13 protein-coding genes are annotated in these 17,029 nt (G+C 68.3%); 4 read left to right on the top strand and 9 right to left on the bottom strand.

Going from position 1 to position 17,029, the window contains the following annotated elements:
• Window positions 1–26: 26 nt before the first annotated feature.
• The 9 genes from glnA to ACFV4K_RS27210 form a co-directional block, all read right to left on the bottom strand.
• Window positions 27–1,463: a type I glutamate--ammonia ligase gene (gene glnA / locus ACFV4K_RS27250; RefSeq protein WP_379278729.1), complete on the bottom strand. Its 1,437-nt coding sequence runs from the start codon at window positions 1,461–1,463 to the stop codon at window positions 27–29.
• Between the two features lie 500 nt (window positions 1,464–1,963).
• Window positions 1,964–3,202, bottom strand: a complete 1,239-nt coding sequence (locus ACFV4K_RS27245) for an acetyl-CoA acetyltransferase (protein ID WP_379278727.1) — start codon at window positions 3,200–3,202, stop codon at window positions 1,964–1,966.
• Between the two features lie 142 nt (window positions 3,203–3,344).
• Window positions 3,345–4,826 carry a carotenoid oxygenase family protein gene (locus tag ACFV4K_RS27240; RefSeq protein WP_379278726.1) on the bottom strand — a complete coding sequence of 494 codons (1,482 nt, stop codon included), beginning with the start codon at window positions 4,824–4,826 and terminating at the stop codon, window positions 3,345–3,347.
• A gap of 3 nt (window positions 4,827–4,829) precedes the next feature.
• Complete coding sequence (locus ACFV4K_RS27235; protein ID WP_379278724.1) at window positions 4,830–5,273, bottom strand: PaaI family thioesterase; 444 nt, start codon at window positions 5,271–5,273, stop codon at window positions 4,830–4,832.
• 91 nt (window positions 5,274–5,364) lie between these two features.
• Complete coding sequence (locus tag ACFV4K_RS27230) at window positions 5,365–7,104, bottom strand: class I adenylate-forming enzyme family protein (RefSeq protein WP_379278722.1); 1,740 nt, start codon at window positions 7,102–7,104, stop codon at window positions 5,365–5,367.
• Between the two features lie 29 nt (window positions 7,105–7,133).
• Window positions 7,134–8,330 carry a thiolase family protein gene (locus tag ACFV4K_RS27225; RefSeq protein ID WP_379278730.1) on the bottom strand — a complete coding sequence of 399 codons (1,197 nt, stop codon included), beginning with the start codon at window positions 8,328–8,330 and terminating at the stop codon, window positions 7,134–7,136.
• 2 nt (window positions 8,331–8,332) lie between these two features.
• Complete coding sequence (locus ACFV4K_RS27220; RefSeq protein ID WP_379278720.1) at window positions 8,333–9,994, bottom strand: aldehyde dehydrogenase family protein; 1,662 nt, start codon at window positions 9,992–9,994, stop codon at window positions 8,333–8,335.
• A 189-nt stretch (window positions 9,995–10,183) separates the two neighbouring features.
• Entirely contained in the window at window positions 10,184–11,125 is a 942-nt protein-coding gene (locus ACFV4K_RS27215) for a winged helix-turn-helix transcriptional regulator (RefSeq protein ID WP_379278718.1), read from the bottom strand.
• Between the two features lie 55 nt (window positions 11,126–11,180).
• Window positions 11,181–12,374 (bottom strand): thiolase family protein, encoded by a 1,194-nt coding sequence (locus ACFV4K_RS27210; RefSeq protein WP_379278717.1) that lies wholly within the window; start codon window positions 12,372–12,374, stop codon window positions 11,181–11,183.
• A 94-nt stretch (window positions 12,375–12,468) separates the two neighbouring features.
• Between ACFV4K_RS27210 and ACFV4K_RS27205 the strand changes: the two genes are divergently transcribed.
• The 4 genes from ACFV4K_RS27205 (at window position 12,469) to ACFV4K_RS27190 (ending at window position 16,992) form a co-directional block, all read left to right on the top strand.
• Window positions 12,469–14,025, top strand: a complete 1,557-nt coding sequence (locus ACFV4K_RS27205) for a class I adenylate-forming enzyme family protein (protein ID WP_379278716.1) — start codon at window positions 12,469–12,471, stop codon at window positions 14,023–14,025.
• A gap of 44 nt (window positions 14,026–14,069) precedes the next feature.
• Window positions 14,070–15,032, top strand: coding sequence for an NAD(P)H-dependent flavin oxidoreductase (locus tag ACFV4K_RS27200; RefSeq protein WP_379278714.1), 963 nt, complete (start codon window positions 14,070–14,072; stop codon window positions 15,030–15,032).
• Between the two features lie 236 nt (window positions 15,033–15,268).
• On the top strand, window positions 15,269–15,799 hold the full coding sequence (locus ACFV4K_RS27195) for an RDD family protein (RefSeq protein WP_379278713.1): 531 nt from the start codon (window positions 15,269–15,271) through the stop codon (window positions 15,797–15,799).
• A gap of 278 nt (window positions 15,800–16,077) precedes the next feature.
• Window positions 16,078–16,992 carry an alpha/beta hydrolase gene (locus ACFV4K_RS27190; RefSeq protein WP_379278711.1) on the top strand — a complete coding sequence of 305 codons (915 nt, stop codon included), beginning with the start codon at window positions 16,078–16,080 and terminating at the stop codon, window positions 16,990–16,992.
• Window positions 16,993–17,029 lie beyond the last annotated feature (37 nt).

The following is a 17,029-nucleotide window of genomic DNA, read 5'->3' as shown; positions in this document are numbered from 1 at the left end:
GCTCAGAGCGCTTGCGCTACTTCGACTTAGACGTCGTAGTACAGCTCGAACTCGTAGGGGTGCGGGCGCAGGTTGACCGGGGCGATCTCCTGGGTGCGCTTGATGTCGATCCAGGTCTCGATCAGGTCGGTGGTGAACACGCCACCCTCGGTGAGGTAGTCGTGGTCCTGCTCGAGGCGGTCGATGACCGACGCCAGCGAGGTGGGGGCCTGCGGGATGTTCTTGGCCTCCTCGGGCGGGAGCTCGTAGAGGTCCTTGTCGACCGGAGCCATCGGCTCGATCTTCTTCTTGATGCCGTCCAGGCCGGCCATCATCATGGCGGCGAAGGCCAGGTACGGGTTACCCGAGGAGTCCGGCGCGCGGAACTCGATGCGCTTGGCCTTCGGGTTCGAGCCGGTGATCGGGATACGGATCGCGGCCGAACGGTTGCGCTGCGAGTACACCAGGTTGATGGGGGCCTCGTAGCCCGGCACCAGACGGTGGTACGAGTTCACGGTCGGGTTGGTGAACGCCAGCAGCGACGGGGCGTGGTGCAGGATGCCGCCGATGTAGTGACGCGCCAGGTCCGACAGGCCCGCGTAGCCGGCCTCGTCGTGGAACAGCGGCTTGCCGTCCTTCCACAGCGACTGGTGGGCGTGCATACCCGAGCCATTGTCGCCGAACAGCGGCTTCGGCATGAAGGTAACGGTCTTACCCTCCTGCCACGCGGTGTTCTTCACGATGTACTTGAACAGCTGCAGGTCGTCAGCGGCGCCCAGCAGCGTGTTGAAGCGGTAGTTGATCTCGGCCTGACCGGCGGTGCCGACCTCGTGGTGGCCGCGCTCCAGCTCGAAGCCCGCGTTCTGCAGGTTGGTCGAGATCTTGTCGCGCAGGTCGACGTAGTGGTCGTACGGCGCAACCGGGAAGTAACCACCCTTGTTGCGAACCTTGTAACCACGGTTCGGGGTGCCGTCGGCGTTGTACTCCGCGCCGGTGTTCCAGGAACCGGAGATCGAGTCGATCTCGTAGAACGAACCGTTCATCGCCGAGTCGTAGCGGATCGAGTCGAAGATGTAGAACTCGGCCTCGGCACCGAAGTAGCAGGTGTCGGCGATACCGGTCGCGGCCAAGTACTCCTCGGCCTTGCGGGCGACGTTACGCGGGTCGCGCGAGTACGCCTCACGGGTGAACGGGTCGTGCACGAAGAAGTTCATGTTCAGCGTCTTCGCGGCACGGAAGGGGTCGACCCGCGCGGTGCTGTAATCGGGCAGCAGCAGCATGTCCGACTCGTCGATCGACTGGAAGCCGCGGACGGACGAACCGTCGAACGCGAGGCCCTCTTCGGCGAGATCAGCGGTGAACGCCTTCGCCGGGATCGAGAAGTGCTGCTGCACACCGGGGAGGTCGGTGAAGCGAATATCGACGTATTCGAGCTCCTCCTCCTTGATGTACTTGATGACCTCGTCGGCCGTGCTGAACGCCACTTAGTACTCCTTACGGATCGGTTCCCAGCCAGTGGTGACTGCATGGGTTCGTCGCGACCACACGGTATGGATGCGGTGTTTCCCTGCAATCAAGGCTGTGTTTCGCCAGTGTTACACGCACTGCTGGCCGGGGGTTCGGCGGTGCCCCCGGGTTCGCGTGGACGCCGCAGCGGTCGCCGAGCAATGCTCGACCAGCACCGATATCCTGCCACCGACCTGCCGGAACGGACTGTTAAGACTCTGAAAAGTTAGGGTCCTTACCGCGTCCGACCGGGTGAGCGTGACAATCCTCACCGCCGGGCATCCATCTGGCAACCGGGGTGGTCGAACAGTTGCGGCAGCCGCCGGAAGAGTGCCGACAACATATACGATTCCCCGCTCGTCCGCCGATCGACGGGCGTCGGCGAATCCCCGCGACACCTCGCCGTTCGAGGCAGCCGCAGTTGTCGACCCGTGGGCGTGAGCAGCCGCCGAACTCCGATGAGTGCCTGATAAGTGTGTCAGTGGGTGCCTCGGATGACGACGGTGGCCACCGTGGTCGTGAACGATCCACCGATGTTGACGGTGAGGGCGCGGCGGGCGTTGTCGATTTGCTGTTCTCCTGCTCGGCCGGTGACCTGCCGAGCGGAATCCAGCACCATCCGGATACCGGTGGCGCCGACCGGGTGTCCGTGCGACATCAGGCCGCCGCTGGGGTTCACCGGCAGTCGCCCGCCGCGTTCGATGGAGCCGTCCATCACCACCTCTCCGCCTCTGCCCGGCTCCGCCAGGCCGATGTGCTCGAGGGTGACCAGGCCGTTGATGGTGAAGCAGTCATGGATCTCGGCGACGTCCAGGTCTGTCACCCCCGCTATTCCCGCGCGCCGATACGCATCCGTTACGGCACCGTGCAGGTGCGGGAAAAGGTGGGTCCGGTCGGCACTGTCGGCGATCTTGTCCGCGAGCAGCAGGGTCGCTGTGCGATGGCCGAAGCCCGCGATGGTCGCCTCCCGGTCGAGGTCGGCTCCTGTCCGTTGCGCCCATGCTCGGGCAAACCTCGGCCCGGCCAGCACCACCGCCGCGCCGCCGTCGGTGATACGCCCGCAGTCGGTCTTGCGCAGCATCCCCTCCACAATCGGGTTCACTTCATCATTCACGTCGAAGGATCCCGCCGGGAACTCCCAGTCCCTGGTCTGCGCAAGATGATTGCGGGATCCGTTCGCGAACGCGATCTCGGCGAAACGCCCGAGATGCGCGTGATCCAGGCCGTAGCGCCGGTCGTACTCCCGCGCGATGTCTGCGAAGAGGGCGGGCCACGGATAGGTCACATCCAGCGCCTCCCGGCCCGCCCACGCCGCGGTGCCCAGGTATTCGGCGGCCGTTCGTGCGGGCACGTTGCGCATCAGCTCGACCCCGACCACCAACGCCACGTCGTATCGGCCGGACTCGATGTCCGCGCATGCGGCGAGCACCGCCGTGCTACCGGAGGCGCACGCCGCCTCGTGCCGTGTACTGGGCAGCCCCTCGAGTCCGGGCACGGCCGCGACCACCATGCCGCCGAGCTGCGCCTGTCCGGCGAAGAGCTCACCGGCGAGGTTGCTGACATGAATGACACCCACCTCGCGTTCGTCGACGCGCGCGTCGGACAACGCCGCCGGCACGATCTCGGCGAACATGTCGACCAGGCCGAGCCCCTCCTTCGACCAGTTGCGGGCGAAGTCGGTTTGCGCGCCTCCCAGCACGTAGACAAATTGGGTCATCTGATTCTCCTTGTGATCGTGGTGTGGAGGCGCCACTTCCGTTCCAACGTGCGTGGTAGCGAAAGCCGGTTGGGCAGAACGCATTTCGCCCAACCGGATTCGGAGCCCCGGCTCGCCGGGCGTGCGCCGAGGGCAGGCTCGCCTAGGCGCGGGCAGTGGCCAGTTGATCGGCGCGCACCCAGGTGGCGTGGAATCCGGACGGCACCCGGCGCGGCAGCAACACCCGGGCGATCGGTCCCGCCGCGACGTCCTCGGCGTCGAAGATGTTGATCTCGCCCCGATCGTCGGCCTCGTCGTTGACGAAACACACCAGGTAGCCATCGGTCTCGCCGGTCGACCCGTCACGCGGTGCGAAGGGCGCCTCCGAGCCCCACCGCCCGGGGCCGAACTTGTGCTCCTGCTTGGCGCCGGTGAGCGAGTCGAACCGCACCAGCCCGTCGAATAGCAGCGTGGGTTCGTTGCCCAGGCTCATGTTGTAGGAGTATCGGTGCGCGCGGCCCATCACCCGCGAATCCACGCTGGGGAACTCGATGTTGGCATTGTCGAGTTCGGTCTCGACGGTGGTGCCGGTGCGCAGGTCGAAGCGGTACCGGTAGAGCTGTGCGTCGAGTCGCATGTACGCGAGCATGTTCGACAGCGGGGAGGCGAAAGTCGTCTGGTGCTGCGGGTTTTTCACCCGGCACACGTCCATGATGATCTGCTCGCCCTCCTCCCACGCATTGACGACGTGGTAGATGTAGCAGGGCTTCACCTCGAACCAGCGCACGTCGCTGCCGTTCCCGTGCCGGGGAACCACCGCGAAACGAGCGGGCAGCTCCCGATCGTAGAAGATCCGATACTTGCCGGCCCGGCGCGCGTCGTGATCCTGCACCAGCGGCAAGTCCATGAGGATCGAGTAGTTCTCGGTGATCGCGATGTCGTGCGGCAGTCGCGGACCCGGCAGATCGATCTGGGTCAGGTGCGTCTGACGGCCATCGGCGCCGATGATGCCGTACCGCAGGAAGTCCTGGTCGGGTCCGTAATCGAACCAGATCAACTCGCCGGTGGCCTCGTCGACCTTGGGATGGGCCATCATGTCGCCGGCGAACGTGCCCAGGAAGTCCTGCGCCCCAAGGGTTTGCAGGGACAGAGGGTCCACCGCGTAGGGCGTTCCGCACAGGTACCACGTCGCCAGGACCTGGCCGCGGTGGTAGATGACGTCGGTGTTGGCCGAATCCTTGATGCCGAGACCATGTCCGTTGCCCCACGGATTGTCCTTCGGATTCTCCATGAGTCCGGTCCACAGGGCACGGCCCGCCTCGGATTCCTCGTGGAACGCCTTGGTGCGGACGTAGCGGTTGCGGTACCGCACCTTGCCGTTCTCGAAATGCGCGGCGTGAACCATGCCGTCGCCGTCGAACATGTGGTAGCGGCCGGGCGCCTCGAACTGCCGGTTCGGGCCGTTGCGCAGGTACACGCCGTTGAGGTCGGTGGGGATCTCGCCGATGACGGGCAGGTCGTCGAGGGTGAGTTCGTCGCGGACGGGTGCGAACACCCCGAGGGTGTAGGGATTGACGTCGGTGGCGTCGGCCGGGCGAGCGACGGCGATGAGGTCGCCGTTCGCGCCGGGCTGGGAGGAAGTCATGGGTTACTCCGTTTCGGTGGGGTCGAGCTGGGGCGGAGGGGATGAATGCTGTTGCGGTGCCGCGGGATACAGCACCAGCTGGGTGCAGCGGAACAACGCGATCGCGTTGCCCGCGCCGTCGCGGACGGTGGCGTCCCATACTTGGGTGCGGTGTCCGCCGTGGACGAGAGTGGCCGCCGCGGTGACGGTCCCGGACCGCGCGGTGCCGAGGAAGTTGGTCTTGAGTTCGAGTGTGGTGAATCCGGACGCCGCGGCGGGCAGCGCCAGTCGTGCGCCGACACCACACACCGTGTCGGCCAGGGCCACGACGGTGGCCGCGTGCAAGTAGCCGTTCGGCGCCAACAGCTCCTCACGAACCGTGAGCTCGCCGGTGACGGCGGTGGCGGATGCGTCGACAATGCGCATACCGACCAGGCCGGGAAACCGCCCGTCGAGCATCGCGGTCATTTCCTCGGCGATGGGTCGGCTGGACCCGGTCGGTGTCTTTCGCGGCGTGCCGACCGGCGTGTGACGGTCGATATCCGGTGAACGCATATGCTCAGCCGGCCTGGACGATCTCGGCGCGCAGCTCGCGGCGCTGCAGCTTTCCGACCGGGTTGCGGGGCAGCTGCGCGACCGTGACGAGCCGCTCGGGCAGTTTGAACGAGGCGACGTCCTTGGCGCGCAGGAACTCGACGAGGTCGGCGAGGGTGATGTCGTCGCCGTCGTGGACGACCACGACCGCGCAGCACTTCTCGCCGAGGACGTCATCGGGGTATCCGACGACAGCCACATCGGCGACGGCGGGATGATCGATGAGAATTCCCTCGATCTCGGCCGGGGCGATGTTCATCCCGCCTCGGATGATGATCTCCTTGCTCCGGTCGACGAACTTGAGGTATTCGCCGCTCTGGCCGCACAGCTCGAAGATGTCTCCGCTGCACAGGTATCCGTCCTCGTCGAACGGGCTCGCCGCAGCGGTCCCCTCGAGGTAGCCGGCGAAGATCGTCGGCCCTTTCAACCGGAGCTCACCGCGCCCGCCGATCGCGGTGACCTGCTCACCCGTCGCCGGATCCACCAGCCGTGCCGTGGTGCGATCGGCCACCTCGGTGGCCCAGGTTCTGGCCGCTGAGCCGTAGTTCGGCAGGTACTCCGCACGGATCAGCGGGTCAGGCGTATCGGCCGGAGCGCCGAGCAGGCACACCCCCTCGTTGGAACCGAAGAAGTTGATCACCTCGACACCGAGCGAGTACTGCCAATCGCGCACCACTCCCGGAGGGAGCGGGGCGCCGCCCGACCCCACACGCCGGAGCGCGGACAGGTCGTGCGCGGCCCGCAGGTCCTCTCGCCGCAACAGCATGGTCAGAATCGCCGGCGGCATGCTGGTGTGGGTGACGCGGTAGCGCTGCAGCTGATCGAGATACACCGCCAAGTCCAGCGGATGGTGGTGGACCAGGTGTCCGCCGCCGAGCAACCACGGCAGCAGCGAGGTCGCGAATCCGGCCATGTTGACCATGGGAAACGGGTTGAGCATGACCGAGGCCGTGTCGGTCTCGAGGCCGTCCTGCACCGCTTGCCCGATCGCGATCCAGTCGCCGTGGCATCGGGGGACGCCCTTGGGGGCGGCCTCGGTGCCACTGGTCCAGCAGATCGTGATGCAGTCGTTCACCGATCGAGGCAGGGCCGCGGACAAACGCCGCACTGTTTCGACGGAGTTCTCGGTGGCGGGCGCTGCGTCCAGGGGCACGCCCCGGTCCGACGCCGGCGGGCCGAAGGTGAACACGGTGCGCAGGGACGGGATCTGGCCGATCAGGCCGAGAGCCTCCTGCGACGGCGTCCGGTCACCGAGGCCGTTGACGGTCACGACTGCGACAGCCCGCGCGGATTCGACGATGCGGGTCAGTTCGTACTGTCGGTAGGAGGCCGGCATCGGGGCCGCGACCGCGCCGAGCCGCCACAGCGCGAAATAGGTGGCGGTGAGGGCGGCGGAGTTTGGCATCAGCACCGCCACGACGTCGCCGGGACCGATTCCCGACTCGTGCAGCTTGGCCGCCAGGTCGTCGACGCGTGCGCCGAGTTCCTGCCAGCTGAGCGCCTCCGGCTCGATTCCGCACAGAACGGTCAGGTTCGTCGGATCGGTCACCGCCGGGGCGGTGCCGCGGCCGCGGATCTGATCGTCGAGCAGATCCAGCACGGTCAGTGGCGACCACCAACGGTGTTCGAGATAGTTCTCGACACGATTGTCGGGATGGCACGGGCGTAAACGGTTGGCGGCGTGGCCGTCCGGGATGACGTTCATGGCGTCCTTCGGGCAGTGGGTCGGACAGGTCAGCGGAGTCGGCGGACGACGACGGCGGCGCCGAGACCGAGCGCGGCCGGGATGGTCACCAGGGCGTACTCGCCATCGACGCGAGTAAGCTGATCGAGGGCGTTGACCAGCAGCGAGCCCCCGCTGGCGCCGAGTGGGTGGCCGGTGGCCAGGGATCCACCGAGCGGATTGACCTGGTCCGGATCCAGCCCGAATTCTCGGATCAACATCAGGACCGACGCGGCGAAGGATTCGTTCGCCTCGATCACATCGAGCTCGGCGGCGGTGATCCCCGCGTTGGCCAGGGCTCGTCGCGAGGCGAGGACCGAGGCCGTGAGCAGTGGTGAGCGCACGGCGGTCTGGGCAACGCCCACCACCTGCGCGATCGGTTCGCGGCCGAGGCGATCACGCGCGGCGGAGGATCCGAAGACCGCCAGCGCCGCACCGTCGGCCAGCTGCGGGGCGGTGGCGACGGTGTGCAGCCCGCCCTCGGGACGCCCGGCCGAGGGCAGACGCATCGCCACCCTGCTCCACGACGGATCCTCCCCGTACAAAGGCGCGAGTTCGGCGAGTGATTCGACGGTGATATCCGGTCGAGGCCCCTCGTCGACCTCGAGGAGTGTGGCGGTACCCGAGCGGACCGGGATCACCGACCGGGACCGTGGGGCAGCCGCGGCACGCCGATGTGAGGTCACTGCCCAGTCGTCGAGATCGGTTCGGGTCAAACCGTATTCGACCGCGGTGAGGTCTGCGGAGACCCCGATCGTGACGTAGCCGGTGCGGTCACCGAGCGCCTCGTCATCGACGAAGGCCGGCCGGTCCGAGAGCATCGGGACCCGCGACATCGACTCGACGCCGCCGGCGACGACGACCTCGGCGATGCCGGCGGCCACCTTGGCCGAGGCGGCTTCGATCGCGTCCAGCCCCGAGCAGCACAATCGCGAGACCACCCCGGCGCCGACCTGGTCCGGCCAGCCCGCCCACAGAACGCCGGCGCGAGCGACGTTGCCGCCCTGTTCACCGACGGCCGTGCTGGTGCCGACGATGACGTCGTCGACCGCATCGGCGTCGAGCCCACGTTCCTGAAGCGCGCACAGCAGCTGGGCGAGCAGATCGTGCGCGGGGGTGGCGGCAAGGGTGCCGCCGTGGCGCCGGACACGGGCCTTCGGGGTGCGGACCGCGTCGTAGAGGTACACGTCGGAGGTGAACTGGGGCATCGTCACCGGCCCTCGATCTGGCGGCGGTCCTGGACGATGCGGAATCGCCCGGCGACGAACGACTCGTCGGTGAGAGTCGCGTTTCCGGCCGGGTTGAGGCCGGTGACGTGATAGTCGCTGTAGGCGGCCGCGAACTGCATCGGCATCGACGACACCAGATTCACCGACAAGGAGGCCCCGGCATCGGCGTAGGCGTCGGCCACCGCGTCGGCGACGGCGTCGTCGGTGCAGTACAGATACGAGCTGATCGCGCCATGGTGGCGGACACTCGCGGTCGCGTGCTCCACCGCCGACGCGGTGTCGGCGCAGTCGATGAGATACGCGACGGGACCGAACTGTTCACCGTCGGGAAGTGCCGCGCCCTGCCGCGGGTCGACCCGGATGACCAGCGGGGTCACCGCCCGGGCCTGGGGGTAGTCCGGATGGCCGTAGGGTTCCGGCCTGCGCAGCAGGGTCCCGTCCGCCTCGGCCGCGTCGGCGAGCGCGGTGATCGAGTGCAGGGTCGCGGCGGACTGCAGGGCGCCGCAGACCGCCCCGGCGCGGCGAGGCGCGCCGGCGAGGTCGTCGATGGCCGAGACCAGTGCCGCGATGACCTCGTCACGGCTGACCACGCCCTCGTCGGTGCGCACACCCGCATCCGGGATGTAGATGTTCTGCGGTGTGGTGCACATCTGGCCGCTGAAGAGCGCGAGACCGCCGGCGAGCGTGCGCATCGCCGACGACAGGTCGGCGACGGAGTCGAGGACAACGGTGTTGACACCAGCGGTCTCGGTGAATACCAGGGTGTTCGGGATGTTTCGCTCCAGCCACGACCCGAACGCCGGGCTGCCGGTGAAGTCGACCATGCGCACCTCGGGGCGGGTGGCCAGCTGTCCCGCGATGGGCGCGTCCGCGGTGTCGACGACGAGCTGGACGGCGTCGGCCGGCAGCTGCGCCTCGGCCAATACCTCGCGCAGGATGCCCACCGCCAGCGCGGTTGCCAGCACCGAACGGGGGTGCGGCTTGACCAGAACCGGGTTTCCGGTCGCGAGGTTGGCGAGAATGGCCGGGTAGGCGTTCCAGGCTGGGAACGAGGCGCAGGCGACGACGAGAGCGGTGCCGAGCGGGCGGACCCGGAATCGCTTGCGCAAGCTCACCTCCGACTTGCCGAATCTCTGCTGCCACGTGACCTTTTCGGGTACACGGGTCATCGCCGACCAGGCCATCGCCACCGCTTCCAGGCCGCGGTCGAGCGCGTTGGTGCCGCTGCCGCTGCAGGCCATGGTCAGGCTCTGCCCGGTGGTGTGTGAGGTGACGGCCGCGAACTCCTGGCCACGGCGGTGGATTCGGTGCAATGCCTCGAGGCACACCCCGACCCGCAGGTCGACCCCAGCGTCACGCAGAGCGGTGGCGGCGGCGTTCGCGCCCGCGAGCGCTTCGTCGACCGACGGCGCGCTGTAGCCGACGTTGAGCGCCTTGCCGGTGAACGGTGACACTTCGTCCGCGGTGATCACCGCATCGGTGCCCGACGACAGGGACAGGGTGGCGCCGTCGTAGGAGCCGACGAGGGCGTCGGCCTGCGCGACGTCGGGTGGGGCGATGGGCGCGTACCCGGTCCACGCGGCACGGGTCCGGTTGGCCTCGGCCGCGGCCTGCAGCAGTTCGCGATGGGTTTCGAAGAACATGAACGCTCGTTCCTGTGTGAACAGAATGGTGCGAGATCAGTCAGTCATCGGAGCGGGATGTTCAGGTCCGCAAACCGCCCGAACAACTACTGTTATTGAAGTGAACCAGGACACAGCGCGGATTGTCAACGGTTGCCAAGGATCGGACCGCTCGAGCTCGAGCCGGCCGCAGGAGGAAGGCGCAGGCGCCTAGCGGGGGAGCCCGGTGCCGAACGGAAAGGGCTCGAAGTGCACGGACGTGCGCTCGAGCAGGGCGTCACAGCCGCGGCAGCGTAGCGCCGGGAGCAGCCAGGAGCCGCAGCCGCGGTGGCGGAGCTTCGGACCGAGCGAGAGCGCGTCGGGATGTGCGAGCTGTGTCCACGACAGCAGGAACGCGAAGATCGGGAACATCCCTCGTCCGCGCGGGGTCAACACGTACTCGCGACCGTTGCCGTGGTCGCTGCGGGTGAGTATCTGCACCTCGGACAGCCGTACCAGGCGTTCGGTGAGCGTCGTCGGCGAGATCTTCAGGGCGGACTGGAATTCGTTGAACCGGCGCACCCCCGACAGTGCCAGGCCGGTGACCAGGGCGCTCCAGCGGTCACCGATCGCCTCCATGACCTCGGTGAACTGCAGATCGGCCCGGCTCACCGACGGGGGGGTACGCGTTGATCGCCGACGCCCGCTTCCTGCCGCGAGAACCAGCGATTGCGGGTCCAGCTCCAGCTGCGTGTCCCGCAGGTCGACGGCGCGGTCGCAATGGCGGCACATCAGCTGCGGCGGCCCCCGGTGGCCGCAGTCGATGTGCACCAGCTCCGGTTGCAGTAGCCCTTCGGGGGACCATTCGCGTTGCCAGGCCCACACGCTGGCCAGGATCTCCCACGTCGCAATGCCGAGGTCGGTCAGCAGGTAGTCGTGGCGGTCGCTGCCGCTGGTCTGCGGTCGACGCTCCATCAAGCCCGCCGCCACCAGCGCGTTCAGTCGCGCCGTCAGCATGGCCGGAGGCGCGCCGGTTCGGTCGATCCACTGGCTGAAGCGGCGCACGTGATCGATGAAGACCTCGCGCAGGATGGCGAGGGTCAAGCGGTCACCGAGCAGGTCGATGGTCTGCGCCACCGGGCTCTGAGCTGCGGTGACCCCCGCTTCGGTCACGTCCGACACCTCCCGCCGCCAGCCCGCGACGATCGCGTTCCCCGGGGATCGTTTGTCAGGCCTCCAACACAATAGCGATGCCCTGGCCCACGCCGATGCACGCGGCGGCGACCCCGATTCCACCGCCGAGGCGGCGCAGATGACGCAGGCAGTCGATCACCATCCGGGCCGCCGAGGCGCCGAGTGGGTGCCCCAGCGCGATGGCGCCGCCGAAGGGGTTGACCCGGTCGACCGGGATTGCGGGGAGCTCACGCAGGCACGACAGGACCATTGCCGAGAACGCCTCGTTCAGCTCGAGCACGCGCACGTCGGCGAGTGTGAGGCCCGCCCGGTCGAGGGCCTTGCCGATGGCGGTCACCGGTGCCAGTGCGAACTTGTCGGGCGCCACGCCGACGACAGCCGAGGCCAGTACTCGGCCGAGCGGTTCGACGCCGAGGTCGTCGGCGACCGCCCCGGTGCCCACCAGCGCCGCGACCGCTCCGTCGCTGACGGGAGACGAGTTCCCGGCGGTGATGCTGCCGTCGGCCGAGAAGGCCGGCCGCAGGGCGGCCAGGGTCGCGGCGTCGGTCTCGCGGATCGGTTCGTCGCGGTCGAGGTTCTGGTACGCCATGACGAACCCGTCGTGCACGCCGTCCGCCCAGGCCCGCCTCGCCAGCTCATGGGACCGCAGCGCCCAGTCGTCCTGCTCGGCCCGGCCCACGCCCGACTGCTGCGCCACCAGCTCCGCCGATCTGCCGAGAGTCTCGACCCAGGCCGCGGGGAACCTGGGGTTCGGCATGCGCCAGCCGACGGCGGTAGGGAGCAACTCCATCGACCGGGGCAGAGCGGAGTCCACCGGCGCGAGCACATACGGGGCCCGGCTCATGCTCTCCGAGCCCCCGGCGATCGCGATTTCCGCATCATTCGTCGCGACCTGCCGCAGCGCCGACAACACCGCCTCGGCACCGGAACCACACAGCCTGTTCACCGATACCCCGGGAATCGTGTGTGGAAGGCCCGCGAGCAGCAACGCCATCCGGGCAACGTTGCGGTTGTCCTCGCCCGCTCCGTTGGCATTTCCCCACACGACCTCGTCGATGCGGGCGGGGTCGAGGGCCGGATGCCTGCCCACCAGCTCCGCGATCGGCAGCGCCGCCAGGTCGTCGGCCCTGACCTGGGACAGCGCCCCTCTCGACGCGCCGAACGGTGTCCGGACCGCGTCGATCACCCACGGTGCGCGACGGTCGGCCGGACGGTGGCGGTGGGTCATGCGGGACTCCTTCTCGCTTCAGGCGGCACGGCTCTTGCGGAAACCGCCCCGCCATTATTTACTTCAATAACTGTAGCTGAGTGGAGGGTCTTCCATGTCCATAGCCGAGGTGGTTCGAACCGCGGCCGATCGGTACGGGCCGGCGATCGCGATCCAGGACAGTCGCGGGTCGCGAACGTTCACCGAACTGTCGGATCGGGTGCACGCGCTGGCGCGGGGCTTGCGCGGACTCGGAATCGCGCCGGGCCGCCGGGTCGTGGTCCTGCTCGATAACTCCATGGCCGCCGTCGAGGTCGATCTCGCGCTGGCGCTCGGTGGTTTCGTTCGGGTGTCGCTGAATCCGCGGGTGGGTCGCACGGACTGGGAGCGCATCGTCGCCGACTGCGAACCTGGGGCGCTGATCGTCGACCCGCGCATCGAAGGCGCGGCCGAGTTCGCCGCTCGGACGGACCTGTCGGCCGTGATCACCGCCGGTGAGGCGTCGACCGGGCTCTCGCTCGAGGAATTGGTCGCACGAGGCGCGGGGGACGCGGCGATACCCATCCTGGACCCGAATTCACTGTGCGCGCTGCACTATTCGTCGGGGACCACCGGAATCCCGAAGGGCGCGTGCCGCACCCACGCGAACCGGCTGGCCTCACTGAGCGCGATGCGCGAGCAGGTGCTCGCCGGCACCCTCGACGGCGCCGATCCGGTGGTGTTCCTGCACGCCGGCCCGGTCATTCACACCAGCGGGTTGTTCGTCCTGCCGATCTTGGAAGCCGGGGGGCGGCAGGTGTTGCTCGATCACATCGGCCCAGGAGGCCTGATCGACGCCGTCGAGTCGTATGCCGTGACGCACACAGTGCTGGTACCCACGGTCATCGCCCGACTGCTGGACTTCGACGACGCCCGGCTGTCGGTGATGCGGCGCCTGCGCATGCTCGCCTATGCCGGTGCGCCCATGCCGGCCGAGCACATCCGGCAGGCGTACCACCGCATCACGCCCAACCTCGTGCAGTACTACGGGATGGTCGAGGCGATACCACCGCTGACCGTGCTGACCGCGGCCGACCACCGCCGGGGTGTGCTCGAAGACGACGGCCTGCTCGGCTCGGTGGGCCGATCCTGCCCGGGGGTGGACATCGGTTTCCAGACTCTCGACGCCCCCGTGCCCGAGGGCGACATCGGCGAACTCGTGATCTCCGGCCCCGCGGTCGGTCCCGGCTATCACAACGCGGGTGCACGAACGGATCTGGGCAAAGGCCACATCGACGGGCGGCTGCACTCCGGCGATCTCGGCTACCGCGACCCGGACGGCTACATCCACCTGACCGGCCGCGGAAAGGACATGATCATCACCGGTGGCTACAACGTCTACCCCCGTGAGGTGGAGGAGGCGATCTCCGCGATTCCCGGGGTCGGCGATGTCGTCGTGGTCGGGCTGCCCGACCAGGTGTGGGGGCAGCGCATCGTTGCCGCCTACACCTCGTCCGCGGCGGAGAGCGTGGACGACAGCGTCGTGCTGGCGGAGAGCCGCGGCCGTCTGCCCGACTACAAACGTCCCAAATCCGCCCACCGCGTCGACCATCTCCCGTTGACGCCCTTGGGGAAGGTCGATCGGGCGGCGGCGACCAGGTTGCTCGCAGCCCTCGTCCGGGCTTCGTTGTGAACTCACACAATCACTTTCACCGACCTATCTCGACGGAGAACACGATGACCGATTCGTTCCTGACCACCCTGCGCCTGCCCGTCGTCGCGGCGCCGATGTTCCTGGTGTCCGGCCCGGAACTGGTCGCCGCCGCCTGCACCGCCGGCATCGTCGGGTCCTTCCCGACTCAGAACTGCCGCACCACAACCGACCTCGACGTCTGGATGGGATCGATCACCGATCGTCTTCGTGCGGCCGCCGCCTCGGGCCCGGTCGCCCCCTGGGCGGCCAACGTGATCACGCACAGCAGCAACGCCCGCCTCCAGGACGACCTTCGCCTCATCGCCGAATACAAGCCACCGATCGTCATCACCGCTCTCGGCTCCCCGAGGCCGGTGATGGACGTCGTCAAGGGATACGGCGGCACGGTGATCGCCGACGTCGTGGACCTGCGCTTGGCGCGCAAGGCCGCCGACGCGGGCGTGGACGGGATGGCTTGCGTGTCGGCGGGCGCCGGCGGACACACCGGCCACCTCTCGCCGTTCGCCTTCACCGCCGCCGTACGCGAATACTTCGACGGGGTGGTCATCATCGGCGGTGGCATCAGCGACGGTCACGGTGTGGCGGGCGCGGTCACCGCGGGCGCGGACCTGGTCTACATGGGTACCCGGTTCCTGGCCGCTGAGGAGAGTATGGCGGTGGACGAGTACAAGACCATGGTCGTCGACAGCTGCGCTGACGACCTCGTGATCAGCTCCGCGATCACCGGCACCCCGGCGTCATGGCTCAAGCCCAGCCTCCTGGCCTGCGGGCTCGACCCCGACAACCTGGCGCCGCCCACCGGGGAGAAGAACTACACCGCCGGCACGGCATCGATGAAGCGGTGGAAGGACGTTTGGGCCGCCGGTCAGGGACTCGCCCCCATCCGCGCGATCGAAGCGGTGAGCACGATCGTCGAGGCGATCGAGGAGCAATACATAGCAGCCTTGCGCCGGGCGAGTCGGCTGACCGCATCCGCTGAATTCTGAGTCTCTCCGACTGTCGCCGTCCGCTTGGGCATCGGGCGCGTTTGAACCCGCCCTTGTGCACGAAGGAGCATCACCGCCGTCCTCGATCTCGACGTGATCGAATCGACCGAGGGCCAGGGCCTGGCGTGGTCAGCGAATTCGACATCGACAGCCCCGCCCGCTGTTCGACGTTCGGGAACTTCCGCGGTTGGGCGGGTGTCGGAAGCCTGCCCGCAGGCGGCGCATAAGCTGAGTCCATGGCACGCATCACCGGCTCATGGCTGTCCGGACCGAACGCCGAATCCGGAGACAACCCGCTCGGTGACTACCAGGGCAAGCTACTCGGCCTCCCCGCCTCCGGCCCCGGCGCGCTCGCCCCCTTCACCCGCCGCGTGCTGGCCGTGCTGGTCGACTGGTTCATCTCCATGGGCCTGGCGGCCATCATCGTGCGACCGGACGCGGACAAGATCCTGTCGAAGATGACCATCCCGAAGGGCCAGCAGCCGCCCTCGCATTTCGAGGTCATCACCCAGGCGCTGTCGACGCCGACGCTGCTGGTGTGGTTCGTGCTCGGGATCGTCGCGGTCACACTGTTCGGGTTCACGCCGGGGCAGTACTTCCTGAAGATCAAGGTCAGCCGCGTGGACGCTGACGCGCCGGTCGGTTTCGTCCGGGCGCTGGGCCGCCAGCTCATCCTGCTGTTCGTCATCCCCGCGCTGTTCACCGACAGTGACGGCCGCGGCATGCACGACCGCGCCACCGGCACCGCCCTCGTCTACAGCCGCTGACCCCGCGCGGTCACCCGCGTTCACCAGCTCCGGTCACGGATCCTCTCTCGTCTCCGGTCACAGAATTGTGCTCGGGACGATTCGAACACATCACGCCGCGCCGAGTCGGCGCGGATCAGCCGTGTTACCTGCGATGCTGTTGGTGCAGTGTGTTGCAAGGCGTTGCCAAATGTTCACCGCTGTTTGCTTTCGATCGGTATGGTGGCGGCGATTTGTCCTGATACAGCCACCTGGCCGTCGTCAGGGCGGTAGCTGTTGCTGTGCTGATGGAGGGATCGATGGTCGAGGACTACCGTGCGGCCGCGCGGACCCTGAGCCGGCGGTCCCTGCTCGCGACCACCGGACTGGTTGGTTTGGCTGCGGCGGGCGCGGCCGTCGCAGCCGGTGTGAACGCCGCCACCGAAGCCGACGGCGTCCAGCGCACCCAGCACGCCGAGGACATCGGCCAGACGGCCATGGGCGTCACCCCGATCATCAGCACCGAACGCGTCTACTCGAAGGCCCGCCGCTGCGAGGTCGACCTGGTCACGATCCTGCCGCCCGGCGTCCCCGCCGAGAACATCCCTATATCTCTGCTGTTGCACGGCCTGCACGGCACCGCCCGGAACGCCGCCGTCGGCAATATCGCCGACCTGCTGGCCGCCGCTGTCGCCACCCGTCTCACCCCGGCCTTCGGTTTCGTCGCCCTCGACGGCGGCGACAACTACTGGCACGACCACGGCACCGGCGACGACCCGATGGCCATGCTGCTCGACGAGGTCCCCGGCTGGCTCGCCCAGCGGCGCCTCGCCGGCAAGGACGGACAGCCCTTCGCCTGCACCGGAACCTCCATGGGCGGCTTCGGCGCTCTGGTCTACGCGCGTCGCCGCGCCGAGCAGAACCGCCCGCTGAACGCGGTAGCCACCATGTCGCCGGGTCTGCTCACCTCATGGACCGAAATGGCCAAACGGAACGCCTTCACCAATGCCGACCAGTGGGCGGCCCTCGACCCGCTACGCAACCTCGACAAGCTCGGCCCGGCCCCCGTCGGCCTGTGGTGCGGCGATCGCGATCGCTTCATCGAGGGCTGCCGCCGCTTCATCGCCGCCGCCCGCCCCGAGGTGGGCCTGGTGACCCCGGGCACGCACACCGAGGAGTACTGGCGGACGGTCACGCCCGACGTGATCGGCTTCCTCTCCCGTCACGTGCGCTGACCACACCCACGAACAAAACGAAGGCCCGCATCCGGAC

The organism is Nocardia sp. NPDC059764 (assembly GCF_042732555.1).
In the GTDB taxonomy this organism is placed as follows: domain Bacteria; phylum Actinomycetota; class Actinomycetes; order Mycobacteriales; family Mycobacteriaceae; genus Nocardia.
Note: the sequence above shows the minus strand (reverse complement) of the source record. Positions and strands in the feature narration are given on the sequence as shown.

Coding starts and splice junctions, on each gene's coding strand:
- ACFV4K_RS27245 (WP_379278727.1), bottom strand. CDS start 3,202: ATGACCCAATTTGTCTACGTGCTGGGAGGCGCGCAAACCGACTTCGCC.
- ACFV4K_RS27240 (WP_379278726.1), bottom strand. CDS start 4,826: ATGACTTCCTCCCAGCCCGGCGCGAACGGCGACCTCATCGCCGTCGCT.
- ACFV4K_RS27235 (WP_379278724.1), bottom strand. CDS start 5,273: ATGACCGCGATGCTCGACGGGCGGTTTCCCGGCCTGGTCGGTATGCGC.
- ACFV4K_RS27230 (WP_379278722.1), bottom strand. CDS start 7,104: ATGAACGTCATCCCGGACGGCCACGCCGCCAACCGTTTACGCCCGTGC.
- ACFV4K_RS27225 (WP_379278730.1), bottom strand. CDS start 8,330: ATGCCCCAGTTCACCTCCGACGTGTACCTCTACGACGCGGTCCGCACC.
- ACFV4K_RS27220 (WP_379278720.1), bottom strand. CDS start 9,994: ATGTTCTTCGAAACCCATCGCGAACTGCTGCAGGCCGCGGCCGAGGCC.
- ACFV4K_RS27210 (WP_379278717.1), bottom strand. CDS start 12,374: ATGACCCACCGCCACCGTCCGGCCGACCGTCGCGCACCGTGGGTGATC.
- ACFV4K_RS27205 (WP_379278716.1), top strand. CDS start 12,469: ATGTCCATAGCCGAGGTGGTTCGAACCGCGGCCGATCGGTACGGGCCG.
- ACFV4K_RS27200 (WP_379278714.1), top strand. CDS start 14,070: ATGACCGATTCGTTCCTGACCACCCTGCGCCTGCCCGTCGTCGCGGCG.
- ACFV4K_RS27195 (WP_379278713.1), top strand. CDS start 15,269: ATGGCACGCATCACCGGCTCATGGCTGTCCGGACCGAACGCCGAATCC.
- ACFV4K_RS27190 (WP_379278711.1), top strand. CDS start 16,078: ATGGTCGAGGACTACCGTGCGGCCGCGCGGACCCTGAGCCGGCGGTCC.